Annotated in this window: 26 protein-coding genes; all 26 read right to left on the bottom strand. The window is 36.5% G+C overall.

Translation table 11 applies throughout. From position 1 onward, the window contains the following. Positions 1-65: 65 nt before the first annotated feature. The 26 genes from ESU54_RS02300 to ESU54_RS02175 all read right to left on the bottom strand — a co-directional run bounded on the left by ESU54_RS02300 (position 66) and on the right by ESU54_RS02175 (position 22,420). Positions 66-692 carry a hypothetical protein gene (locus ESU54_RS02300; protein ID WP_111842735.1) on the bottom strand — a complete coding sequence of 209 codons (627 nt, stop codon included), beginning with the start codon at positions 690-692 and terminating at the stop codon, positions 66-68. A gap of 7 nt (positions 693-699) precedes the next feature. Next, positions 700-2,883: a DUF3857 domain-containing protein gene (locus ESU54_RS02295; RefSeq protein WP_111842736.1), complete on the bottom strand. Its 2,184-nt coding sequence runs from the start codon at positions 2,881-2,883 to the stop codon at positions 700-702. 28 nt (positions 2,884-2,911) lie between these two features. Next, entirely contained in the window at positions 2,912-4,825 is a 1,914-nt protein-coding gene (locus tag ESU54_RS02290; RefSeq protein ID WP_111842737.1) for a transglutaminase-like domain-containing protein, read from the bottom strand. Positions 4,826-4,937: 112 nt separating this feature from the next. Continuing rightward, a complete protein-coding gene (locus tag ESU54_RS02285) occupies positions 4,938-5,429 on the bottom strand; it encodes a hypothetical protein (protein WP_111842738.1) in 492 nt (163 codons plus the stop codon). Continuing rightward, positions 5,429-5,797, bottom strand: a complete 369-nt coding sequence (locus ESU54_RS02280; RefSeq protein WP_111842739.1) for a hotdog family protein — start codon at positions 5,795-5,797, stop codon at positions 5,429-5,431. The genes ESU54_RS02285 and ESU54_RS02280 overlap by 1 nt, the downstream gene beginning before the upstream one ends. Positions 5,798-5,801: 4 nt before the next feature. Next, complete coding sequence (locus ESU54_RS02275) at positions 5,802-6,425, bottom strand: hypothetical protein (protein ID WP_111842740.1); 624 nt, start codon at positions 6,423-6,425, stop codon at positions 5,802-5,804. Then, positions 6,403-7,032, bottom strand: a complete 630-nt coding sequence (locus tag ESU54_RS02270; RefSeq protein ID WP_111842741.1) for an outer membrane lipoprotein carrier protein LolA — start codon at positions 7,030-7,032, stop codon at positions 6,403-6,405. The genes ESU54_RS02275 and ESU54_RS02270 overlap by 23 nt, the downstream gene beginning before the upstream one ends. After that, positions 7,025-7,801: a polysaccharide deacetylase family protein gene (locus ESU54_RS02265; RefSeq protein ID WP_111842742.1), complete on the bottom strand. Its 777-nt coding sequence runs from the start codon at positions 7,799-7,801 to the stop codon at positions 7,025-7,027. Before ESU54_RS02265 ends, ESU54_RS02270 begins: the two co-directional genes overlap by 8 nt. Continuing rightward, positions 7,795-8,859: a beta-ketoacyl synthase N-terminal-like domain-containing protein gene (locus ESU54_RS02260; RefSeq protein ID WP_111842743.1), complete on the bottom strand. Its 1,065-nt coding sequence runs from the start codon at positions 8,857-8,859 to the stop codon at positions 7,795-7,797. Before ESU54_RS02260 ends, ESU54_RS02265 begins: the two co-directional genes overlap by 7 nt. Continuing rightward, positions 8,859-10,061, bottom strand: coding sequence for a beta-ketoacyl-[acyl-carrier-protein] synthase family protein (locus tag ESU54_RS02255; RefSeq protein WP_111842744.1), 1,203 nt, complete (start codon positions 10,059-10,061; stop codon positions 8,859-8,861). The genes ESU54_RS02260 and ESU54_RS02255 overlap by 1 nt, the downstream gene beginning before the upstream one ends. Before the next feature lie 66 nt (positions 10,062-10,127). Beyond that, the gene (locus ESU54_RS02250; protein WP_111842745.1) at positions 10,128-10,385 is read right to left on the bottom strand and encodes a phosphopantetheine-binding protein; all 258 of its coding nucleotides are present in this window, start codon (positions 10,383-10,385) and stop codon (positions 10,128-10,130) included. Then, positions 10,382-10,999, bottom strand: a complete 618-nt coding sequence (locus ESU54_RS02245) for a 3-oxoacyl-ACP synthase (RefSeq protein ID WP_111842746.1) — start codon at positions 10,997-10,999, stop codon at positions 10,382-10,384. Before ESU54_RS02245 ends, ESU54_RS02250 begins: the two co-directional genes overlap by 4 nt. Positions 11,000-11,003: 4 nt before the next feature. Then, positions 11,004-12,071 carry a methyltransferase gene (locus tag ESU54_RS02240; protein ID WP_111842747.1) on the bottom strand — a complete coding sequence of 356 codons (1,068 nt, stop codon included), beginning with the start codon at positions 12,069-12,071 and terminating at the stop codon, positions 11,004-11,006. A gap of 10 nt (positions 12,072-12,081) precedes the next feature. Then, positions 12,082-13,230 carry a beta-ketoacyl synthase N-terminal-like domain-containing protein gene (locus ESU54_RS02235; protein WP_111842748.1) on the bottom strand — a complete coding sequence of 383 codons (1,149 nt, stop codon included), beginning with the start codon at positions 13,228-13,230 and terminating at the stop codon, positions 12,082-12,084. A gap of 3 nt (positions 13,231-13,233) precedes the next feature. Further along, entirely contained in the window at positions 13,234-13,662 is a 429-nt protein-coding gene (locus ESU54_RS02230) for an acyl-CoA thioesterase (RefSeq protein ID WP_111842749.1), read from the bottom strand. Next, a complete protein-coding gene (locus tag ESU54_RS02225) occupies positions 13,652-14,920 on the bottom strand; it encodes an ABC transporter permease (RefSeq protein ID WP_111842750.1) in 1,269 nt (422 codons plus the stop codon). Before ESU54_RS02225 ends, ESU54_RS02230 begins: the two co-directional genes overlap by 11 nt. Beyond that, the gene (locus tag ESU54_RS02220; RefSeq protein ID WP_111842751.1) at positions 14,913-15,656 is read right to left on the bottom strand and encodes an ABC transporter ATP-binding protein; all 744 of its coding nucleotides are present in this window, start codon (positions 15,654-15,656) and stop codon (positions 14,913-14,915) included. Before ESU54_RS02220 ends, ESU54_RS02225 begins: the two co-directional genes overlap by 8 nt. A gap of 49 nt (positions 15,657-15,705) precedes the next feature. Continuing rightward, positions 15,706-16,701 (bottom strand): BtrH N-terminal domain-containing protein, encoded by a 996-nt coding sequence (locus ESU54_RS02215; RefSeq protein ID WP_111842752.1) that lies wholly within the window; start codon positions 16,699-16,701, stop codon positions 15,706-15,708. Next, positions 16,701-17,102, bottom strand: a complete 402-nt coding sequence (locus tag ESU54_RS02210) for a hypothetical protein (RefSeq protein WP_111842753.1) — start codon at positions 17,100-17,102, stop codon at positions 16,701-16,703. Before ESU54_RS02210 ends, ESU54_RS02215 begins: the two co-directional genes overlap by 1 nt. Positions 17,103-17,104: 2 nt before the next feature. Beyond that, complete coding sequence (locus tag ESU54_RS02205) at positions 17,105-17,563, bottom strand: ABC transporter permease (protein WP_111842754.1); 459 nt, start codon at positions 17,561-17,563, stop codon at positions 17,105-17,107. Continuing rightward, positions 17,563-18,000 carry a hypothetical protein gene (locus ESU54_RS02200; protein ID WP_111842755.1) on the bottom strand — a complete coding sequence of 146 codons (438 nt, stop codon included), beginning with the start codon at positions 17,998-18,000 and terminating at the stop codon, positions 17,563-17,565. The genes ESU54_RS02205 and ESU54_RS02200 overlap by 1 nt, the downstream gene beginning before the upstream one ends. Next, entirely contained in the window at positions 18,001-19,134 is a 1,134-nt protein-coding gene (locus tag ESU54_RS02195; protein WP_111842756.1) for a beta-ketoacyl-ACP synthase III, read from the bottom strand. Next, positions 19,134-20,051 (bottom strand): hypothetical protein, encoded by a 918-nt coding sequence (locus ESU54_RS02190; protein WP_111842757.1) that lies wholly within the window; start codon positions 20,049-20,051, stop codon positions 19,134-19,136. Before ESU54_RS02190 ends, ESU54_RS02195 begins: the two co-directional genes overlap by 1 nt. Before the next feature lie 3 nt (positions 20,052-20,054). Then, complete coding sequence (locus tag ESU54_RS02185) at positions 20,055-20,936, bottom strand: LpxL/LpxP family acyltransferase (RefSeq protein ID WP_111842758.1); 882 nt, start codon at positions 20,934-20,936, stop codon at positions 20,055-20,057. 18 nt (positions 20,937-20,954) lie between these two features. Next, positions 20,955-21,197, bottom strand: a complete 243-nt coding sequence (locus ESU54_RS02180) for an acyl carrier protein (protein WP_111842759.1) — start codon at positions 21,195-21,197, stop codon at positions 20,955-20,957. A gap of 2 nt (positions 21,198-21,199) precedes the next feature. Next, on the bottom strand, positions 21,200-22,420 hold the full coding sequence (locus ESU54_RS02175) for a beta-ketoacyl-[acyl-carrier-protein] synthase family protein (protein WP_111842760.1): 1,221 nt from the start codon (positions 22,418-22,420) through the stop codon (positions 21,200-21,202). Position 22,421 lies beyond the last annotated feature (1 nt).

Genomic DNA, 22,421 nt, shown 5'->3' with positions numbered 1-22,421 from the left:
AGTATGTTTTATAACTATAAGTTTCAAAATTTCAGAAAATGATTAAACACATAGAGAATTTAATGCTAATCAATCCGAATGTTTTTTTCAGCTAGCAATCTATTATAGATTTTGAGAATAGTCACTATTTCTTCGGCTTGTTCCTTTTCCAGCACTCGAATCACTAATTTCTCTTTGTCCACTTTTCCTTTTTTATCAAGAAAACCAACAAATACATTTATATAAGCTTCATTGGCGCGATATGAAATATCTTGGAAATCATAAGCTCTGGAAAAATCAAACAAAACTGGATTGGAGTAAAACTCTTCCCCGCGACTTCTCATAATCCATAATTTCAGATAATTTCCCTCAAAACTGGCTTGATAGGGACGGCTTGCACTTTTTGCATCAAAGGCGTAATTGTTTATTTTTTCTAAAATAATTGACTTTACTTCCTCGACAGAAAGCGAGGATGGTGGCGGAGCGTTTCGGAAAACTTCAACTTCGCCATTTTCAAAAACAATTTCTTTTATTTCAGATCGAGTAACATTATATACGGGTCCGTCAGGATTTTGAAGACTTTTATATTTAAAGCCATCATCATTCGCCTCTATTATTTTAGCGTCGATTTTTTTATCACTTTTTAGATAAATAATATCTTGGGCAAAAGTGTGTGAAAAAGTTAAAAATAATAATAGGTAGCAAAATTTCATATGTATACTATTCTTTCTTCAATAAAATCTTTGATTGGGTAAACTGGGAAGCAGCCTCCAGAAAAGCTACCATTTTTTGCCAGTTTGCGTTGGGCTCATAATTTTTCTTGTAGAATTTTTGAATATCTATAACGAGTTTATTTCCATCTATTGAAGCCTTGCTAATAAAACCACCTGTTTCATTTTCAACACTACTTATAAGGTTTTCAAGCCCTGAAACCGAAAATCCATCTGGAATATTAACTATTATTTGATAGTTGAAGGATCTGGGATAACTCATATAAATATTGTTTGTCCTTCCCTTTTCTTTATTGCTCAAATCTACTTGGCTTACTAGCAGTTTACCTATGTCCAGTATGTAATTTTTTCCAGCTGTTTTAATTAAATCGTTGCCGATAGTAAACTCCTCGGTATATTCAAAAGAATCTTCTTTTCCAAATCTTCCGTTTTTTAAAATTTTGAAGGAATAGTTATCAATTTTTAAAGCGTATTCAGCAGCAGTTCTTTCTTTAATCTTTTCCTGTTGTTTATCCTTAAGTTTTTTAAGTAATGCTGCATACTCCTTTTTGTATTTTTCCTTATCCTTTTTGTTTCTCACCCTATCAAGAATAGGTTCTGTTTCATATTTTGCGTGATCTTCATATACATAATCGTAATACATCAACATATTTTTTTGCTCATCTATCTTTGTTTGACCATTGTATGTATAGGATCTGTTTATAGAAATACCTGAAAAATCCGGAGCGATTGTCAACTCTGTTTTCTCTATGGAGTTGTTTTCTTTATAAGTGGAGGTTGGCAAGTTTACAATTTCAATATCTTCAATATGCTTTCTGTCAACAACCTTTAATGCGTAGGCCTTCGTGTTTTCAAGCAATGGTGATATTTGGTTGGGCGTTGCATATGCGTCAAAATATTCTATGTAAACAGGGTTTTCTGCGTTTACTTTCAGAATAAAACTGATGTTGCTTTCCAAGAGCAAATCTTTTATATCGCCATTGTAGCGTTGGGTGCCAATAATAATTTCATAATCTATCTTGTTATCTTTCAAGAAAGCCGTGAAAAAGCGAACAAACTCTTCGTCTTTATTGAATATTATGGGGTTTTTGCCATACAGTTCAAAAGGGTACATTATGTTCGATTCGTCCATGACAAATGCCTCAACATAGTTGGTATAATAAGCATGGCGTATGTAATAGAATACTTCTTTTACTTTCTCTTCATTTGTGGCAAAATTTTTATTTTTTAAGAAACGCTCTACATCGCCAAGATCTCCGTAGGGTCTAAATTTATCTTCATAGAGGTTGAAGATTTCCTCTTTGGAAACATTTGTCTTTAGAGTGTTTGACTCTTCAGGGATGAAGGCATACGCTTTCTTTTGATATTTTCCAGAACGGGCAAAAAGCACTTGAAATTTATAAGAAGGCAATTCTACCAAAGGGAAAAACCATCTTGGAAAATCATTTCTTTCCACATTTTCTGCTTCAAAGGAATAGACTCTTTTTTTATCCTTTTTTGTAGGCTCAACTATTTGTTGAAGTTTTGGTGCGCCGTTGTATGTATTAAAGTTTAAAAAGAAGTCATCTTCAGTTTCCAATAAAAATTCGAATTTGACGATTGGATAGGCATCTCCTATCGTGTTTTCTACTGGTTTATATTGGTAAAGATCATTTTCACCCACAATAGTATTTGTGTAGAAATAATAGTCAATAATGTCTCCTTTTTCCAAAGCTGGGATTGCTATTTTCTTTTCTTCATTGTTGGAAACAGATTCTTGGTTTACGTCTATTTCAATTTCTTCGCCATTGGGCTTTATCACTTTTACACCCAAGAAAAAAGTATTTGTCACCCGGCTCATCTCTCTATAAAAAACGTTTCCTTCGGTATACTTTAATTCTGAATATTCCGAAATAGCAGCTTGATCCAAAAGTTTTATTCTGTCTCTTTCTATTTTGGTATATTCAATGCTATTGCCAGGTCTGTTGTAGATATATTTGATGTTTTTTACAAGAAACACAGCAGATTCATTTTTCCAATTTTCGGGAATATCCATCACATTTTTGTACGGATCATTATCATTCCACACCAGATTTTTTATTTCTTCTTGCTTTTCAAGTGTCTTTTTCGATTGTGAAATTGCAGTAATCGAGAATAGCACAAAAAAGGTAATGCCAAATATTTTTTTAATCATAATAAGTAGTGGTTAGGTAAAATAAGATTTAGTCTTTTACAAGAATTATTTGTTGATTGTAAATGGACTGAAGGCTTTTAATAGTTTCGTTCCATTCTTTAAAATTCGACTTTTTTACAACGGCATTTTTCATCACGAATATCTTTTTATAATGAAGCACGTTGTCAGTAATTTCAAAATCTACAAAAATTTTATAATTTTTTGTGTTAACATCAATTCCTTCGGGTAAATCGGTTATTTTGTATCCTTTGGGAAGTTCAAGGTTTATTTCTGAAGACAGGTATTCCTTATGTGCAAATTCATAATCTGTATTTCGCTCGTTAAAGAGCCATTTGCCATATTCCTGATTATAATCTAGGTTTATATAGATTTCATCATCAAAAGAAGAAACAGCGTTGTCTTGTTTTAAATTAAAATCTATGGAAAGTTGATCATCACGGTTTTCCAAATCTGAAGTTTCAATATTATTTACGGACATGTTCCTGTCTGCCCTTTTTAAATAATATTCTAAAGCTTCGTTTTTCATTTCCGTTCTTAAATTATTAAAAACGTACAGGAATGAAGCCCTACTTTCACCTGAATACGTGAGCGAAACATTTCCTTCCAGAGCATTATTATTGATTTTGGCATTAAAAATATGGGTTTCTTTATTTGTCTCTGGGGCTACAATTGGAACAGTTTCCAATATAAAAGAATCTCCATCTTCAATCATTACTTGCTTGCCTTGAATACGCTCCGCATATTCGCCATAAGGGTTGAATTTTTCGGTACCGTCCAAAAACATTTTTTCTCCATTATAAAAAACAGTACAGATCATATGATTGTCAACAGAGAGTGAAGGGATTGAATAATCATAGGCAATTCTTTTAGTGCCTAGCCAAGTTAAACGAGCGTCAAAACCAGCTTCATTAAGCATTTGTTTGGTAAGATTTGCCATTCCTTTACAGTCACCATATCTTTTTTTGAATACATTTTGAGATTCATCGGGCTTAAAACCCGCCAGTCCGTCTTCAAAAGCTATGTAACGAATATTGTCTTGAATCCAGTAGTAAATATTCTTGATTTTTTCTTCATCCGTTTTGGCATTTGCAGTAAGCTCCGCAACCTTTTCCTTCAAAAAGGAAGAATCATCTTTCATAGAATCAACCAATGATTTGTACCAATTATACAAGTCCTTGGTTTCATTGAACAAGGTATAGCTCTCCCCTTCATTTGTATATGATTTTGCCAAAATCAACAAATGTGGATAAATATAACTAGGTCCAGGCGATTGTTCTTCTTTATAAACAGCATCCAAACCAGAGACTGAATATTTTATTACATCTGCGTTTTGTTTCTCATCAAAAGTGATGGTTTTTGAAATCTGAAATCCTTCAAAATTCATTTCCTTAATCTCAAGATTTAGCCATTTGGGCACGACTAAAGTGATTTCCTTTTTACTAATTGGGTAAACGTCTGTAAAATAGAGGGAGGTAAAATATTTTATATCGAATATTTTTTTTGAGGCTTCAAAATAATATTTATACCCTTGAACTGGAAAATCAATACTTGCGTATTTTACGCGTGCATCATTGAAAAAATATTCTTCTACAGTATAAGCCTCATCTTTTACTTGAAAATAGGCGCTTTTTTTATTCCTATACTTTAAAGCAAAATTGCTTACTTCAGATTGTCCATCATAAAATATATGCTTTTGAATATCGGTTCGAGAAGAAATGTTCAATATCTCCTCGTTAATTTCTTGTTTTACAGAAACCTGGCGATTATCCTTTTTAAAATCGAAAGTCACATAATCTTTACTTTCCAAAAATACAAGATCATCGTTTGGATATTGAATTTTTAGAATTTTTGCTTCATTTAATTCTTCAGGAGTGGGGTCAGAATTTTTTTGTGCCACACAAAAAGCTGTGACTAATAAAAGAGGGAACAATAATTTACTCATTGACAGCGATTTAAAAAACTTATGACTCTTAGAATCTACAAGTGTTAAAAGAATGGTAAAATATTAAAAAAATAACAGTAGTAGGTCTTGATGAGGATTTATTTGATGAAAATTATTGGATAGATTTTTTTTCAGATTCATCAAAGTTTTCAGATTTCAACACAAAATCCTTAATTACACTTTTTAACTCTTTTGAAGAAACTGCTGCATAGTTGTCCAAAAGAAACCGCTTGTCATCTTCAATATTTTTATGATAGCCCAAAAATCGGGGTGAATTTTCCTGAACGCTCATACGAATGTAATGGATTTCAATATTTGAAGGCTCTGTTTTTATTGCGCTTTCAATTAAGGAAACGCCTTCTTTGAAAAAATCCTTTTTTTCGCTTCTTGATTTTGCGAATTTTGCTTTTAAAGTCAAAACTGCTCCTCGGTAAGCCAGTAAAACAGGTTTATCAGAGGAAGTAATATTTGCAAGATTCTCGTCAAGGTTGGTCGTGATCTCAGTACTTCCTGCTGCTTTTGGATATGACGAGCGGATTTCTTTCAAATCCTGCGCATTTCCAACAAAAGAGACAAGAAGCGCTATAATAAAAAGGTATTTCATCAATCAAGAATTTTAAAAGTAGCGTTCAACTTTAATGCCACGATATCTTTATAAGACGTGGTATTTTTCACTTTCACTTCGCCGTTTTCCTCCTTAATATCAATGGTCAGTTGCAAGTCAGGGTTCTTTTCCGGATTAATGATCGCCATAAATTTAATGTTTGATGAAACGGCCAAAAACAACTTTTTCCCAGTTGATTTCTCGGTGAGTTCTTTTATAATCTGAATCATACAAACACCTGGCATCACAGGGTTTCCTGGGAAATGGCCTTTGAAAATCGCGTGGTCTTTATTTAAATGAACCTTTGCCAAAACCCCTTCAGGAGTGGTTTCGGTTTCACTTAGGCTGTATAATCCTTCTATTAGCATACTGTTATTCTTTAAATTTCTTCAGGTCGATTTCCAACTTGATATTGTTGTGCTTTATGGCAATTGTTTCTGCAATATTTTCTTCGGAAGAAGTAAAATCAATTTCAACTTTTTCTTTTGTTTTAGAGGTGTTTACAATTTTTTCAAGCTTTTCGGACGTGTCTTCCAAAAAATAAAAATTGAATCTTTCATCTGATTGCGTTTTGTAAACTCTTTCATTATTAGATTGATACACTGCCAAAACCGTTGCACTTTCGTTTACCAACAGCATAAAGTCATCCTTTAAAATGTTGATGATGAATTTTTTATCCAAATCCTCCACTACAAAATTCTTAGTAAAAGTATTGCCTTCAAACTGAAAATCAAACAGTTTACTGCCAAATTCGGTTGTAAATACCACTCGGTGACTTTCGGGGCCTGTCTTCTTTATAATTAAAATTCCACCAAAGTTTTTCCCGTAAACGGCAATCTTCGCCTTATAAACATAATCAATTTCAGAGTTTGAAAAATAAGGGTTTTCAACATCCGATTTATTAAAATGCACTTGCCGCAAACCCTCCGTAGTCTTTAAAGAACACGAAACTAAAATGGAGCAAGCCAACAGGCTAATTACTAAAAACCGAATCATTAATTGGGCTGTTTAATGTGCGGTTGCTGAAAATGATACGGGTAAAATCCTGCGAGGGCTCCACCATTTTCACTTCATAAACTTGCGCATCGTTTTTATTGAAAAGCAACTCAAAAGAAGCAATGTAACCAGCTATTTTCTTGTCTTTCGGAATAAAAACCGCTTTGTTATATTTTGAAGATTTAAAGAAAGAAACAGTAAAATCGGCATCGTTGAACATATTGCCTTTTACGCTGTTCACAATCAACTGGTTCAACTTTTTAAAGAGTTTACTGTTGCCGATATCTACTTTGCTTTTGGTACCACCATCGTTTATGAGCAGTTGGTCTTCCTTAAATATCACGCTGTATTGATAGGGATTTGTGTATTCCCATTTTACCAAATTTGGTGCTTTAAAGACCATCGTACCCGAAGTTTTTACGTCGTCAGCCAAAAAATCGAGATGTTTATACTGCAAAAAATCGGTGTTTATGGTTTTGGTGGTTTTTGCTGTGGCGATTACTTTTTCTTTAAAAGAAGTAATTTCAGTACTATTCATTGCACTTTCCTGCGCTTGAATAGAACCGCCAATAAAAATTAAAAATAACAATAAACAATAATTACGCATAAGCTTCCATTTCAAGCAAGCGGTCCACTTGAACCGACTGCAATTTGTGCGATTGCAAAAATAGCAATAACTGTTCCAATACGGCAACGGTTTTTGCGCTGCTATCGTGGAGTAGGATGATATCGCCCTTTTTCAAATTAGAAGTTATTCTCTTTAAGATTTTTTCTTCAGAAATGTTTGTCGTATCATAGCTTCGCTTGCTCCATCCAATAGACTGATGACCGGTTCTTCGCAATGCTTTTTTGATGTTTGGATTGGTTACACCGAAAGGCGGGCGAAACAATTTTAATTCTTTTCCAGTGATTTCTTTCAATAGTGAATTGGTTTGCATTAATTCCGTAGCAATTTTTTCAGCAGAGAAAAATCCAAAATTTTTAGAATGTGAATACGAATGATTAGCGATAGTATGGCCTTCCGTTAAAATTTGCCGAACCAAATCAGGATACTTTTCTACCTTCTTTCCTATTAAAAAAAAAGTAGCTTTTGCTTGGTGTTTTTTCAGAAGTGATAAAACTTTTGGTGTGAATTCTGGGTTTGGACCATCATCAAAAGTGATTGAAATTAAATTTTCTGAAATCTTGTAGTTGTGATTAAAGGAATGAAGATGATAGTTCCATTTAACCTGAAAGGAGCCTATAGCTGTAATTATAAACCATATTAGCACAAACAAAACGTAAAGCCAAGCCGGAACATCACCAAAAAACCCCGCAAGCAGCAATAATGAAAATATTACCAAAGCCAGCGCGTTTATGGTGTAGAACTTCAACATTTCTTTAGTAATAAAAGGCTGTGGTTCTGGCCGCGATATTGGTTGTAGCAAAGAACCGTTTTGACTTCCGAAGTTTTAATTTCGTTGATTTTTACAATTTCGGGAATGGATTGGGTTTTCAAAATTTTGCAAGCCAGCCAAACCCCAAAAGCGGAAATGGTATTGTTTTCGCCAACCAAATGCTTGTAAAAAACCTGCTGTGTTTTATTGAAAATCCCTTCAGAAAGTTGGTTGTAAAAATCGTCAAAATCCACATCGCCGTTATTTCCAAATACTATAACATCGATGTCGGCAGCTTTTAAATTATTTCCTTCCAAAAAACTCTCGATGGTTTCAGAAACCTTTTCTTTTTTTAGTGTATTAAAAGTTTCAACAGCAACTAATTCGGCATAACAACTTTCCTTTTTTTCATTGGAAACCACAAAGAAATTTGCTCCTTCACTGAAAACCGCCCCTTCAGTTTTGGAATTTAAAATTTCGGAAATAGTTACAGCTTCAGGTTTTATATGGTTTATCGTTCGGTGAACTTTTGTGGTATGCGCTCCCAATTCTTCTACACCACCTACTAAAATATGTTGTGCTTCGTCATTTTCAAGTTGCATTTTGGCGTCGAGTAAAGCAGATTCAAACGAAATCGCGGAATGAACATAGGTAAAATTATAAGCTTTACATTCCATCCCTAAAGCAATCTGCCCGGCAACCGTATTGTGGGTACTTTGAATGAAAGATGTTGGCGTTAAATATTGTTCGTTATTGTCAATAATGGCACTCACAAATTTCTCCGAATCAATCATACAGCCCATTCCCGTTCCGGTAATAATGGCATCTACGGTTTCTATTCCTGCTTCATCCATTGCTATTTTGGAAGCAACGACGCCCATTTTTATGCCTTTGGCCATTCTACGGGCAGCAGCTGGTGGAATATATTGTTTGTAATCTGGATCTTGGGCAAAAATCACTGTGTTATTATAATCAGTAATTTCATCCAAAAATAAATTATTGTCAAAGGTTTTTTGAGGCGAAATGGAAGCGATGCTATTTATATAAACCTTCTTCATTAGGCTTCTTTTGAAAATATTACGGTGGAACAATTCCCGCCAAAACCGAGTGAATTTGAGAGAACCGTGTTCAATTCTTTTTCCTTCAATTCTGTTTGTGGATTCATTGAAAACTCCTTCATAGGGGTTTTAAAATTAAGGTTTGGAAAAATCACGTTGTGTCGCAATGCCAAAACGGAATAAACCGCCTCAATTGCACCAGCGGCTGCCAAAGTGTGACCGGTGTATGCTTTTGTTGAACTGAATTCGGGAATTTCTTCTCCAAAAACACGAAGTATTGCCCTGCCTTCCGATAGGTCGTTATTACCCGTTGCAGTTCCGTGCGCGTTTATGTAATCTATTTCAGAAGCTTTTAGATTTGCAACTTTCAATGCTTTTTCCATCGCCAAGGTTGCGCCATCGCCATCATCTGAAGAAGCGGTTTGGTGGAAAGCATCGTTGGCGTTTCCATATCCTTTTACGTATGCAAGTACTTTTTTGTTTTCGGCTTTTACCACTTCATCACTTTCCAAGACGAGGAATGCGGCGGCTTCACCTAGATTCAAACCTTTTCGGTTTTCGTCAAAAGGAGTGTTGAAAGTATCGCTTAAAATCATCAAAGTTTTAAAACCGTTGATAGTAAACTTTGAAAGACAATCTGCACCGCCGACCAAAACTCTGTCAAGTTTGCCTGATTTTATTAATCGTGCACCAAGCATTATAGCGTTGGCAGCCGAAGAACAAGCAGTACTAATAGTAGTTACCAAGCTTTCTTCAAGACCCAATTGCTCTGCGATTTTTTGGGTGGAATCGCCTGCATGATGGCTTTCAATATATTTTTGCGGAGCTTTTTCGGTAAGGTATTCGTAATAATATTTTTCGGTCATATCCATTCCGCCCACGCTGGTGCCCGAGATAATTCCTGTTTTATATTTTTTGATATCGGTAATTCCTGCATCGGCAATCGCTTCTTTTGCGGCGATAGCTCCGAGCATTGCGGTACGGGAATAGTTGTTTGAAGTCGGAAGGTTTAGTTGGGCAATCAATTGGTCATTTGTGAATTTCACTTCACCCACCATAATTTCGCTCCGCTGAATGGTTTCAACATTGTCAACTCGAGTGATGCCTTTTCTAGCGTTTATGAGTGCATCATAGTTTTCCGCCACATTGTTGCCAATGGCAGAAATTATACCCATTCCGGTTATGGCTACGCCTTTGCTCATTTAAAATTAACTGAGATTTTGTGAAAAATAAATAGGCTTCGACAAGTTCAGCCTGACACCCAAAAATTACTTCGTGCGGTGTTCTTTAATATAATCTGCCATTACCTGAACAGATTCAAAAATCTTTCTACCTTCTTTTGGGTCACTTAAGCGGATGCCGTAATCTTTATCTAGCATCACGATAAGTTCTAAAGCATCAATGGAATCCAAGCTAAGACCATCACCAAAAAGTGCGTCATCATCTGCAATGTCTGCCACTGAAACATCTTCAAGGTTCAACTGTTCTATGATTTTTGCTTTCAATTCTTCTTTTAATTCGCTCATAATGTGTTGTATAATCTGGTTATTTCTTCCGTTTTATGTTCAATTTTACCTTCCTTTTCAACGAGATAGAGAAAGGCATCGTAGCTATTTTCATCAAAATCTACCCAACCACAAAGTACTTTTTCAGCCTTTTTGTTTCGCAATAAACTGTTGGCGTAAAGTTGTATATGTTCAGCGTTAAAGCGATCAAAGATAAAAAAACTATTTTCAGAATACAGCCTGTGTTTAATACTTATCTCGCCCAAACATATATTTGGCAGTGTGTAAACAAAAACCGCCGGACTGGGGAAGTATTCTTCTTCGTTTTCAATTGCAGCTTGGTGTTTCCTGTCTGTGTCCAAACTGGAAGCTTTATTTGAAAAAACGAGGGCTATATTATTTTCTTCTTCGTTTAAGCCTTCATTTTTCAGCAAAATATCAGCCGCCAAAAATGCGAGTTTGCTGAGATTATCCATTTTGAAAAACTTTGAATAATCTGTTTTAAAAAAATTATATACTTTCTTTATAAATGCCGGAAAATCTTCTGCATTATCACTAAAAAGTAATTCTCCATTCACCGAAACGGTCTGGTTTTTTATATTGCAATAACTTTTTATGTGAAAAATTTCAGACAAAATATTACTTCTTTTTACAAACCAGCATGGTGTGGTATTCCCCAAGTTGGATATCTTCCTGAAGTTGCAAACCTGCTTTATCAATCAATCTTATAAAAACGCTGGCTGGATACATTTTGCTGTTTCCGTTTGCAAGTACCGTAAAATAAAGCGAAGTGGCTTCCAATATAAATTGCGAAGCACGAAATGCCTGTCTGTCTGTAAAGGTTTCAACAATTATCAATTCGGCATTGTCTTCCATAGATTCCGCGCAAGTGCTCAAAATCTTTACTATTTCATCTTCAGAAAAACAATCCAAAAACTGGCACATCCAGATAAGGTCTGCACCATTCGGGATTTGAGGGCTTTCAGAAAGCCAATCAATGGCGTGGCCAGAAATTCTATCTTTAAAACCGTTGCTTTCGGCATTGGCCATAGCCATATTCAATTGTCCTGGCAAATCAACTATTTTCACATTAACATCTTCATTAAAACTGCAACATTTAATGGAAAACTTGCCCGTATTTCCACCAACATCGAAAAGTGTTTTCGGTTTTCTTTCAAATATCTTTTCTAAAGCTTCTCCAAAAACATCATCGGAATAATGATGGTCAAAATCAAACCAAGATTTTTGCTCGTTTGGCTTTAGCTGGGAAAGCCCTTCATAAATAGTGCTCCATTGTCCAAGTTCTTTTAATCCCTCAGGCTTACCATTTTTGATAGAGTCGTTCAAATGAAAGAGACCTTTGTAACAAACATCGTTAGCAAAATTAAGGTTCACGCCAGCCGTTGTGTTATAATTCAAGAAATAACCCACTTTTGTGAGCTCGTATTGATTTTCATCATTTTTACAAACAATATTGGAGGTTTCTGCAATTTCAAGCAATACTCCTACGCCATAAAGGCTGAGTAAAAGTTTTTCAGAAATTTCTTCAACGGTAGGGCCACCTTTATCGCGTTGGTCAAAAATATAATTGAGTATTCCCAGTTTCCGAAGTGATACCGAAGCTTGAAAGACAAAAGGTGCAAAGGCAATCCGGTGGGCTTCTTCCAAAGCTTCAACGGCATTCATTTTTTTAGTTGAATTTGACATTTGTAATTGGTTAGTTGTTTGCTTTTCTTAAAATCACTGCGGTGTTGCAACCTCCAAATCCTGAGGCGGTTTTCAAAAAGATTTGCATTTTTTTTGATGTGTTATCTTTAATGATATTTATTCCTTTTGAGACGCCAAGGTCGGAAAATCCTTTGGAAGAAAAAAGAATATTTTTCTCCATAAAACACATTCCCACAATAGTTTCCAGCAAACCCGAAGCGCCCAAAGTGTGACCAAAGTAACCTTTTAAACTATTGAGCGGAACATCTTCCATTTCCAATCTGCTGAAAGCAATGGCCTCCATTTCATCATTGAAAGGGGTGGCCGTTCCATGGGCGGAGATATAATCTATTTGTGAAGCATCCAAATTTGCTTCTTTCAAGGCTGATTTTACACTTCTGAAGAGTCCTTCGCCAGTTCGCGATGGACCAGAGATATGGTTTGCGTCATTGCAAGTTGCGTCACCATAGATTTCGACGGCTTCCTTCGGAAGATTTTCTGTGGAAGAAGTAACCAAAATGCTTGCCGCCACTTCTCCCAAGTTGATCCCAACACGATTTTTGTCATAGGGTTTGCAAGGTTCTGCTGATAAGGCCTGAAATGAATTGAAACCCGAAAGAATGAATTTTGAAACCAAATCGCCACTGGTTATAAAGACGTGATCATATTTTCCTTCCGAAATAAATCGCTTTGCTGCTGAAATTGCCAAAACTCCCGAAACACATGCATTTGAAAGAACAATTGCTTCATTTTTAAAGCCAAAATAGTTCTGGATTGTCTTGCCCAGTTCGCTTAAATAAGCACGGCTTTCGGGAAAATTACTTTCCTTTTCAAGGACGTCTATATTTCCTTTTGTTGTTGAAATTATCAATCCCACTTTTTCATCCAAAGAAACTGTTGAAGCATCAACAACCCTTTTCAATGAAAGAATCATCATTTGTTCCAGTTTAGTATATTTTGAAGCAGTTCCGATTTTGTTGAATTCATTCTCAACTTTTTCAGAAGAAATTATTGACGCACAAAAAGGTTCGGGTAAAAGAGAAGGGTCATTAAATTTTTCAAGTCCAGAGTTTCCTCTCGAGATATTTTCCACAACCGTTTCACTGTCAAAACCAAGGTTGCTGAAAATATTGTTATATGAAAGAAAGGTTTTGGTCATTATTTACAATCCCATTTTCTTTTTCCAGTTTATGAAAAACTCAGGTTTTGTCAATGAAAGCTCTCCTTCCTCATTCAAAAAAACTTGAATTGTTTCACCCAGACAGACCAATCTTCCTTTGGGGTCAAAAATTCGATACCGAAAAATCATTTTTGCCGCCGGCGAATCTATAAATGTGGTCTTTATAGTTGCCACATCGCCATAGCGTAAGGGCAGCTTATGTTCACAGGAAGATTTCACAATTGGTGAAGTAAAGCCATTTGCTTTCTGCTCTAAATAGGAAATACCGTGCTCGCGCCCAAAAGCTTCGCGGCCATCCTCAAAATATTGAATGTAGTTGCCATGCCAGACTATTCCTAAAGGATCTGTTTCCGTGAAGCGCACGCGAATTTCAGAAGTGAAGCATATTTCATTCTTTTTGTCAGACGGCATTTTTTCTTCGATTATAGATTATTGCTATTATGATTGTAATAAGGAAGAACAACAATAATAACGAAATTTCGGGAAGGATTTTAACAAAACCAACATTTCTTAAAAAAACATCATAAAAAGCCTCTAGGCCCCAGTTCATTGGAGAAATTTTGGATATCATCTGCATAAATTTTGGCATCACAAAAACGGGAACCCAAACGCCGCCGAGGGCAGCTAAAATTACAACCAAAGTAGATCCAAATGGTGCCGATTGTTCCTGTGTCTTTGCAATTGTTCCCAACAAAAGCCCCAATCCAATTGCGGCAAGACCTGAAAACAGCGCAACAATATATAGCATCAATAATTTCCCTGAAACGTCGATTCCCGGAAGTCCCATCGCTGGGAAAAGATAGATTCCAACAAGCAACATCAACGTAAATTGAATCAAACAAACGCCTAGATAAACAATGGTTTTTCCACTCAAAACCGTAGCATAATTTACTGGCTGGGTGCGTAAACGCACGAAAGTGCCTTGGTTTTTTTCTTTCACCAAATTGATTGAAAGCGGGACGATAATGAAGAAAATTGCAAACAACGTCCACGCTGGAACATTGTGCTGTGCTGAGTTCGGGATAATTTCTTCGTTATTTTTTGTCTGTAAAATTTCTTTAAAAGCGATAAAGTTTTCGGTTTCGAAAATGGGCTCTGCATCCTCATCCCCCAATTCCGTTTGAAAGGCTTTGTAGATGCTTTGTGTTTCAATTTTTGAAATCATTTTTTCGATTCCGTTCTTCACTGAAGATTTAAAACTTACCTGTGTTGCGGGATCGAAATACAGGCGAACTTCTTTCTGCGGAATTACTTCTTTGGCAACAGCTAAACTATCTTCTTCCAACCCAAATTTTGACAAAATTCCTTCCACGTTTTGATCCACTTTCTTTTGAAGCGAGGTTGAAAGATTTTCCGGAATTACAATGGCAAGCTGATATTTTCCTAAAAAAACAGCTTCTTTTGCTTGTTCTTCGGAAGATTTCTGAAGGATCTCAAACGAATTGGATTCGGAAAGGTTTTCGATAATATTTTTTGAAACTTCCCCTTTGTCGTTATCTACCAATAGTACTGGGATTTTAATATCACTAATGGTCTTAAAAGTGCTGTCCTGCACCAAAGTGATGACAATCAACAACAATATTGGCATGATAAAAAGTATTGCTATTCCCCCCAAATCTCGGACCAGCAATAGCATTTCTTTATATGTTGAAACCCAAAGTTTATGCATAATCGCGAAGGGCTTTACCAGTTTGTGCCAAAAATACATCTTCAAGACTGTTTGCTCCAGTTTGATTTTTTATCAACTCTGAAGGAATGCCTTTTATAACAATTTCACCACGGTCGATAATGGCGACGCGGGTACAGAAAATTTCAGCTTCATTTAAATGGTGTGAAGTGTAAACAATGGTTGTTCCCTGTTGGTTCAGCAATTTCAAATGGTCGATTATCACATTTTTGGACTGTACGTCCACACCAACGGTGGGTTCGTCCAAAAACAAAACTTTTGGTTGGTGAAGAATTCCGGCAATCAAGTTTACGCGGCGTTTCATTCCGCCAGAAAAAGTGGCGGTTTTTTTATTGGCGAATTTTGAAAGACCCATAATATCCAAATGCCCATTAATGGATTTTTTAAGGATTTCACTTTTAATTCCATACATACTTCCGAAGTAATACAAGTTTTCGTAAGCTGTGAGCGTTGGATAAAGTGCGTATTCCTGTGGAACAATCCCCATTAATTGTTTTAATTGGTTTTTGTGCTCTTTAAAATTCAGTCCGTTTATTGAGAAGGAACCAGAAGTAGGTTTTAGCAAAGAAGTTAACATTGAAATCAGCGTGGTTTTTCCTGCGCCGTTCGGGCCGAGTAACCCATAGATTTGACCTTCTTCAACTTTCAAAGTGAGCTCTTTAACCGAAAAGTCTTCGGCACCTTTATATTTTTTTGAAAGTTGGTTTATTTGTATCATTTTCCCATAAACTTGCCATACTTCGATTTCGCTCAGTAACTAGGCATTTTTATATTGCTTTTTTTAACTTCTTAAAAAACACTTTTTCCAAATCGGCAATATGGTCCAATTGGTCAGCAACTTTATTGTAACTGTCGGTTTGGGCGCTTCGGTTTTTATAAATCCGGGAAGCTTCAAGGGCAAAATCACGCCACAAATCGCCTATTTCGGTCATTTCTTTTGAAAGTTCGATAAGCTTTTTATTTTCTAATAGCTTGCCGGATTCTTGTAAGAATGCTGCGTAAATATAACGAAAACCGCCACCGCCAGTTCCTATTTCTTCCTGCATCCTTACAACTTGGCCTAAATAATGGTTTGCAGTTTTAATCCCTTTTTGCTTTGGCCATTTACGGATTAAGCCGGCTATTTTATGGATTCCTTTTACTCCAACAAAAGAAACTGGTGCTAACATTGCTTTGCAGGTATCTTTAATTCCCTGTACAATTGCTTTTTCGAATTCCAACTTTTCTGGAAAAGCGATGGGATAGTACATATGTCCCTTTGGGGCGAAAGCGCCTTTAGCAAAACGCACCTTTTCCAATTCTTTTTCAGAAAGGGAAGTAACGTCTTCCATCACGGGATCGCTGATTAAATAGCGATTGTCTTTCTTCCCATAAACCACCATGTTATGTGCATTGAAATGAAAGCGGTATTCATCCGGAAAATAGAGTAGATTATAAACCCCTACTTGTAACCCAACGGGATTATTTTTTTCAAGATTTTCATCCAAACGTGCTTTGGCTTCTTTTGGATTGCTGAATTTTTCGCGCTTCATCTTTACCCCTGTGCGTTTGGCAAATTTCTTAAAAATGTGTCCTGGCAATGCACGATAGGTAATTACTGGTGCGTGGTTTACTTTCAACAATGGGATATAGCAAAACAACAACCCACTGCCAATACCAAAAACCATCGGCTCACTAACACTGAAGCCATTGTGTTTCATTAGGTTCGAAACCACTCCATTTTCACAATGGGCGGATTGGTGGTGGGCAAAGTTTATTTCCATTATTTTGAAATGTTCTGAAGTTCCTCTACTGAAATATCAAATGCTTCAGCGTATTTATGTAAGGTATTATCACTTAATTTTTTAAAAATAGAAGGTTTAAAGTGACGTTTCACTTTCCATTGCCAAAAACCTACATAACTCGCCAAAATGCCAATGTCCATTTTGTGAAGTTCCATATAATATTCTATTGGGCTGGTTTTACCTGCAATTACGCGTTCTTTAGCATCCGCGATGCGCTCATTTATTTCCTCGATAGCATTATTTAAAGCTACTGTTTTTGGTTCCCAACCACTGCTGTTTTCGGTAGTGTATTCGCCATTTTCGTCAACGGCATAGCACAATTCCCTAAAATTGGCTGATTCCAAATTACTTTTATCCTGCGGTACTTCTTTTTTCTTCATAATCAGACTTCATGGATTAAAAAATTCATTGTAGAAGATACAATTAAATTTTCATCGAGGTAGGTTTCGGCCTCAAGGCTGCACAATGTTACTTCGCCAGTATCAAACCTCGAAAGGAGTTTTGCTTTGGTGATGATCGTTTCGCCAACATTTGGAAGCTGAAAAATTTCGACTTTTTTTATAGCGCTTATATAACCAACCAGTTTATTGCCTTTGCCTTCCAAATCGTCCTTTTCAAAAAAACTTTGTCCCACAACAGCAGAAGCGGCTTGGGCAGCATTTTCAATAAGCCCAGTTTCTGAAAGTTTTCCATCCTTCAAAAAAATACAATCTTTTGAAATAAGAAACAATGTAGTGACCGAATTATCGTCAATTTCCAAAACAGAAGTCACCATGAGCATCGGCTCCCGATGTGGTAAAAAGTTTGAAACGTCAATATTTGAAATATCTGAGTTTTTCATTAATTGGCCAATACGGTTTTCATTTCGCTGGCAGCAATTATTTTGCCATCACATTCGGTTTCAATAGCTACAAGCGTAACGCCCATAATATCGTGCAGAATGGTCGCGGTGGTTTTTAGCTCCGTTCCCACTAAGGGAAGTTCAAAAATTTCAGCTTTTTTTATGGCACCAATATATCCTATTGGAGCCTTTTCTTCTTTTAAAAAAAACTGATAACCTGTATAAAGCGCTACTGTTTGGGCCATATGCTCTATCAAGCCTGGCGCTGTGAATTTATTGTTTTGCGAAAAAATGTTTTCTTCGGAAATGGTCAAACCTGCAACCACTTTTTTTTCTTCAAAATGAAGCAATTTGTCCACCATCACGAAGGGAGCTTTCTGCGGAATCAATTTTCCGATGAAATCTTTATCCGTTATTTTTTTGGTGAACACATTCATTTAAGCAACCGTTAAATAGGCATAGGAATAAGCAAATCTTGCGCTTTCTGGTACTTGAAGAAATATTCTATCCCCTTTTTTAAGTTTTCCGGAGTGCACCAATTCCTCTAGCATAAGATAAATAGAGCCGGCACCAACATTCCCCACTTCTTGAAGGTTCAAAAACCATTTGTCCCAAGAAAGGTGAAGGCCTTGGCGTTCAATTTCGTTGTAAAGATTTTCCTTAAAATAATAGGAAGAAATATGTGGAAGGTAATAGTCTATATCGTCTTCAGTTATTTTGTGCTTCGCCATTGCCAGCTTCATACTTGCAACACCTTTTTGAAGAATGTTCTCGCCTAACAATTTTACATCTTGTTTCATTGCGAAGAGTGATTTTTTCCCCCAAACATCCGCGGGGTATTCACTCCAAGGTTTTAGATTACCATCTTCCAGTTTATCACCACCTGCGTACATACAGGTTTCAAGTTCAAAAGCGTAACTGTAACCTTCCATCCATTCTATTTTCAAAGGTGTTTCTCCATTTGGTTCGTTTTCCAAAAGCATAGCACCAGCACCGTCAGATAGCATCCAACGCAAAAATTCTTTGTTGAAAGCAAGTATAGGATGTTCTTCAATTTCTACCAAGTGAGCCACTTCGTCTTCAAAAATATCAGACTGCATCCACGAAGAAGTTCTTTCGGAACCTGTACAAACTGCATTGTTTGTTTGTTCAGATTTTACAGCCATATAGCCATATTTCAAAGCATTCATTCCACTACAACAAGCCCCTGAAGGAGAGTTGATTTCCAAGTTTCCATTCTTTAAAAAACCGTGAACCATAGCAGCATGGCTTGGTAAAATCTGGTCTGGGCTGGAGGTGCCGCAGGACAGCAATTCAATTTGGTTTTTATTAAAAGTATCATCACACAAAGCTTCCACTGCTTCTGCTGCTAGCTGTGCGTTATTATGGGTTACATTTCCATCTTTATCAATGGCATAGTAACGTGTTTTTATTTGGTTATTCCGAAGGATTATACGGCGAGCTTTTGAGGTCTTTCCGTTGATGATCCCAAGTTTTTCTTCCATACCTTCGTTATCAACAGGCTCGTTGGGTAAAAACTTCGCAATCCTTGTAATGTATACGTTCTTCATTAATCTTGCTTTAATGCAACAGATGAATAATAAGCTTTGTCTCTTTGTATTTTACGGTACATTGGGAGATAAGAGAGCAAAAATACAATAAATACTATTGGGGCAATAAGCCATATTGCAAATAACAAATAATATTTAAAATATACGAGCCATTTCTCTCTTTCTTGGCCTTCTTTTTTTATTAAATGATTGGCCCATTTGGTAAAAACAATATTTCCACGAATATCTGTAGCGATGAGTGAAGGGTCTACTTTTACGGCGCCAACATCCAAAAGGTTTTTCTGAAGATCTGAATATTCGTTTTGATACAAAGCTTTTTGGATGGGAACTCCAAAACGGGATGCTGCTTCAATATCGTTGTCTGAAACACCTGGCTTTGGAAAGATGCCCAACATTTTGGTTTTCTTACCTCCCATAAGCCAATGCACGATTGTGATAACACTTATATGGTTAAGGTTTCGATCCGTCAGAGCAATGTTCCCAACGAGTTTTGCATTGTTTGCAACCAACAATTTTTTCACTTTTTCCTGTGCCATAATCCACATATTCCTGCTGGCAGAAACAGTGATAACTGGCGTCTTGCCAAGCAAGGATTTTGCTTCCGCAGACTTTAAAAAGGAATTGACCGGAATGGAAGGAGTTAAATACCAAGTGGTATAACCCAAAATAACCAAATCGTATTTTTTTTGAAGAATCTCTGAAGGAATCGCTTCCAGTGGAGCTGGAATTTGAAGGAAAGTTTCAGGGAAAGCGCCGTAAAATTCTTGCTGTGTCCAAGGAAAAGGAAATTTATTCTTTGGAACGATTTCGCAATAGGAAATATTTACATTTTCACCCGAAATAGTTGAAGCTATATTCCTTAGAATATCAAAAAGTTGCCCGGTTTGTGAATAATAAATTATTAATACTTCTTTCATTTCTTAATCATCCGTTTCCCAAAAATCATAATAGTTGAACCATTGCAATGGATATTTTTTCAGCATCCATTCCACACTTTCGGTATATTTTTTTAACAGGCCCTGTGCATCACGATTTTTCACTTCAGCCCTACGAGAATAAAGATGGTAATGCTTGTTGGTTTCCTTCATTACATAAACGAATAATACAGGAACGTTTAACCTGCTGGCCAATAAAAATGGACCCGCGGGAAAATTTGCCTCTTTTCCCATAAGCGTTTCAGTCAACACCTTTTGGCCTTTCATATATCTATCTCCGGTAAAGCAGACTAATTCGCCGTTGCCCAATGCGTTGTTGATTTCAAAAATATGCGACATATCTTCCTTCACCAATATAAACTTAACCTTGGAACGTATGGTTACTTTTTCCATATATTCCTTAATGTTTTCGTGTTCAGCATCCGTGGTTACAAGACTTATTTGTGAACGTGTGTCAATTTCTTCAAAAAAGAATTCGGCTATTTCAAAATTGCCCACATGGGCACTAATCATAATGCCGCCTTGTTGTTGGTCTAGAAGATTTATTATGTTCTCAACACCATCACATTCATGGGTAAATCTATCTTTTAGACCAGAGGAGATTGCGGCCTTATCAATAATGGTTTTTCCAAATATATAATAACTCTTAAAAATACTGGAAAGACTCTTCAGTAAGGAATATTTCAGTCTTTTACGGAAATAGTAATAAATGGAACGGGTACTTTTACCTGCAAAGAAAACATAATAAAATGCGACAAAGTAAAGCAGTATGTAAGCGGCGCGAACCCCTAATTTTTGAATAAAAAATATAAAGATTTTATACCCTAATACGGTTCCTTTGCTTTTGCCTTCCCACTCGCCCGCCATAAACAGTTATTGCAAATTTCAGCTGATTTTTGTTTCAATCAGGTCGTAAAAATCTTGAAGCGTAATAACATTAAGGAAATCCTCACCTGTCAATTTTACGCCAAAGTTGGCCTCAATGGCAACTACCAAATCCACAAAATCCAAACTGTCCAATTCTAAAGTTTCCTTTAAATTGGCCTTTGGCTCAATGTCTTCAGTCTCTACCTCAAACTCATCTACCAGAAAGTAGTTTATCTTCTCAACTATAATTTCTTTAGTCATTTTTAATGTGTGCACTTTTTAATAATTAATGCGGAATTGGTTCCCCCAAAACCGAAAGAATTGGACAAAAATACATCAATTTTTCTATTTAACGTTTTGTTAACAAGGTTTAATTTGGAAGCTGCCTCATCTGGCGTTTCCAGATTAATATTTGGCGCGATAAAGGAATGTTCCATCATCAGCATTGAATAAATTACTTCGCTTGCGCCAGCCATCCAACATTCGTGACCGGTCATAGATTTTGTGGAACTCACATAAGGTCCGTTTTCACCAAAGACTTCGGTAATAGCAAGAGCTTCGTTTGTATCTCCAACGGGTGTTGAAGTTGCATGGGCGTTTACGTAATCAATTTCTGAAGCTTTAATATTTGCTTGCTCCAAAGCCATTTTCATGGCCCGAGCGGGCCCATCAACGTTTGGAGTTGAAATATGGTCTCCATTGGAAGAAAAACCATAGCCAATAATTTCACCCAGAATTGGCGCGCCACGCTTCACGGCACTTTCATAGCTTTCAATAACTAAAGTAGCGGCTCCGCCACTTGGTACCAAACCATCGCGATCTTTATCAAAAGGGCGACTTGCTTTTGTGGGATCCATTTGGGTAGAAAAAACGCCGAGACCGTCAAAACTGCCCATTGCTAGTTCGTTAATTTCTTGTGCGCCGCCAGAAATGATACAATCCTGCAATCCATTTTTTATCAGGAAATAAGCCATCCCGATGGAATGTGAGCCACTGGCACAGGCTGCACTAATTGTAAAATTTATTCCTCTCAACTTAAAAATTGTGGAAAGGTTCATTGTTACCGAGGAGTTCATCGCCTTAAAAATAGCGCCCGAACCTACTAAGGTTGTATCTTTTTTCTCGCGAATTTTATCAACTGATTCAATGACCGATTTTGCGGTGCTATCGTTTCCATAAAGAATTCCCACTTCATTTTCATCGAGGAATTGTTGATCTATTTTGGCGTTTTTCAAAGCTTCTATAGTGGCTGCATAGGCATAGGCTCCTTCTTCGCCCATACTTACCCGTTCTCTACGAGAAAGCTGTTCTTTCAAATTGGGTTCTTCCACCCAACCTGTTAAACATGATCTATAGCCGAAATCCTTTCGTTTTCCGTCACAGATAATGCCAGACTTACCGTTGTATAACGACTCTTTCACTTCCTGCAGGTTTTTGCCGATGCAGGAGTAAATACCCATTCCGGTTATTACTACTCTTCTCACT

Source organism: Aequorivita antarctica (assembly GCF_007997155.1).
Classification (GTDB): Bacteria; Bacteroidota; Bacteroidia; order Flavobacteriales; family Flavobacteriaceae; genus Aequorivita; species Aequorivita antarctica.
The sequence above is the reverse complement of the archived record's forward strand: the minus strand, read 5'-3'. Positions and strand labels throughout refer to the sequence as shown.

Excerpts from the sequence above, each read along its gene's own strand:
- ESU54_RS02300 (WP_111842735.1), bottom strand. The coding sequence starts at position 692 with ATGAAATTTTGCTACCTATTATTATTTTTAACTTTTTCACACACTTTT.
- ESU54_RS02295 (WP_111842736.1), bottom strand. The coding sequence starts at position 2,883 with ATGATTAAAAAAATATTTGGCATTACCTTTTTTGTGCTATTCTCGATT.
- ESU54_RS02290 (WP_111842737.1), bottom strand. The coding sequence starts at position 4,825 with ATGAGTAAATTATTGTTCCCTCTTTTATTAGTCACAGCTTTTTGTGTG.
- ESU54_RS02285 (WP_111842738.1), bottom strand. The coding sequence starts at position 5,429 with ATGAAATACCTTTTTATTATAGCGCTTCTTGTCTCTTTTGTTGGAAAT.
- ESU54_RS02280 (WP_111842739.1), bottom strand. The coding sequence starts at position 5,797 with ATGCTAATAGAAGGATTATACAGCCTAAGTGAAACCGAAACCACTCCT.
- ESU54_RS02275 (WP_111842740.1), bottom strand. The coding sequence starts at position 6,425 with ATGATTCGGTTTTTAGTAATTAGCCTGTTGGCTTGCTCCATTTTAGTT.
- ESU54_RS02270 (WP_111842741.1), bottom strand. The coding sequence starts at position 7,032 with ATGCGTAATTATTGTTTATTGTTATTTTTAATTTTTATTGGCGGTTCT.
- ESU54_RS02265 (WP_111842742.1), bottom strand. The coding sequence starts at position 7,801 with ATGTTGAAGTTCTACACCATAAACGCGCTGGCTTTGGTAATATTTTCA.
- ESU54_RS02260 (WP_111842743.1), bottom strand. The coding sequence starts at position 8,859 with ATGAAGAAGGTTTATATAAATAGCATCGCTTCCATTTCGCCTCAAAAA.
- ESU54_RS02255 (WP_111842744.1), bottom strand. The coding sequence starts at position 10,061 with ATGAGCAAAGGCGTAGCCATAACCGGAATGGGTATAATTTCTGCCATT.
- ESU54_RS02250 (WP_111842745.1), bottom strand. The coding sequence starts at position 10,385 with ATGAGCGAATTAAAAGAAGAATTGAAAGCAAAAATCATAGAACAGTTG.
- ESU54_RS02240 (WP_111842747.1), bottom strand. The coding sequence starts at position 12,071 with ATGTCAAATTCAACTAAAAAAATGAATGCCGTTGAAGCTTTGGAAGAA.
- ESU54_RS02235 (WP_111842748.1), bottom strand. The coding sequence starts at position 13,230 with ATGACCAAAACCTTTCTTTCATATAACAATATTTTCAGCAACCTTGGT.
- ESU54_RS02230 (WP_111842749.1), bottom strand. The coding sequence starts at position 13,662 with ATGCCGTCTGACAAAAAGAATGAAATATGCTTCACTTCTGAAATTCGC.
- ESU54_RS02225 (WP_111842750.1), bottom strand. The coding sequence starts at position 14,920 with ATGCATAAACTTTGGGTTTCAACATATAAAGAAATGCTATTGCTGGTC.
- ESU54_RS02220 (WP_111842751.1), bottom strand. The coding sequence starts at position 15,656 with ATGATACAAATAAACCAACTTTCAAAAAAATATAAAGGTGCCGAAGAC.
- ESU54_RS02215 (WP_111842752.1), bottom strand. The coding sequence starts at position 16,701 with ATGGAAATAAACTTTGCCCACCACCAATCCGCCCATTGTGAAAATGGA.
- ESU54_RS02210 (WP_111842753.1), bottom strand. The coding sequence starts at position 17,102 with ATGAAGAAAAAAGAAGTACCGCAGGATAAAAGTAATTTGGAATCAGCC.
- ESU54_RS02205 (WP_111842754.1), bottom strand. The coding sequence starts at position 17,563 with ATGAAAAACTCAGATATTTCAAATATTGACGTTTCAAACTTTTTACCA.
- ESU54_RS02200 (WP_111842755.1), bottom strand. The coding sequence starts at position 18,000 with ATGAATGTGTTCACCAAAAAAATAACGGATAAAGATTTCATCGGAAAA.
- ESU54_RS02195 (WP_111842756.1), bottom strand. The coding sequence starts at position 19,134 with ATGAAGAACGTATACATTACAAGGATTGCGAAGTTTTTACCCAACGAG.
- ESU54_RS02190 (WP_111842757.1), bottom strand. The coding sequence starts at position 20,051 with ATGAAAGAAGTATTAATAATTTATTATTCACAAACCGGGCAACTTTTT.
- ESU54_RS02185 (WP_111842758.1), bottom strand. The coding sequence starts at position 20,936 with ATGGCGGGCGAGTGGGAAGGCAAAAGCAAAGGAACCGTATTAGGGTAT.
- ESU54_RS02180 (WP_111842759.1), bottom strand. The coding sequence starts at position 21,197 with ATGACTAAAGAAATTATAGTTGAGAAGATAAACTACTTTCTGGTAGAT.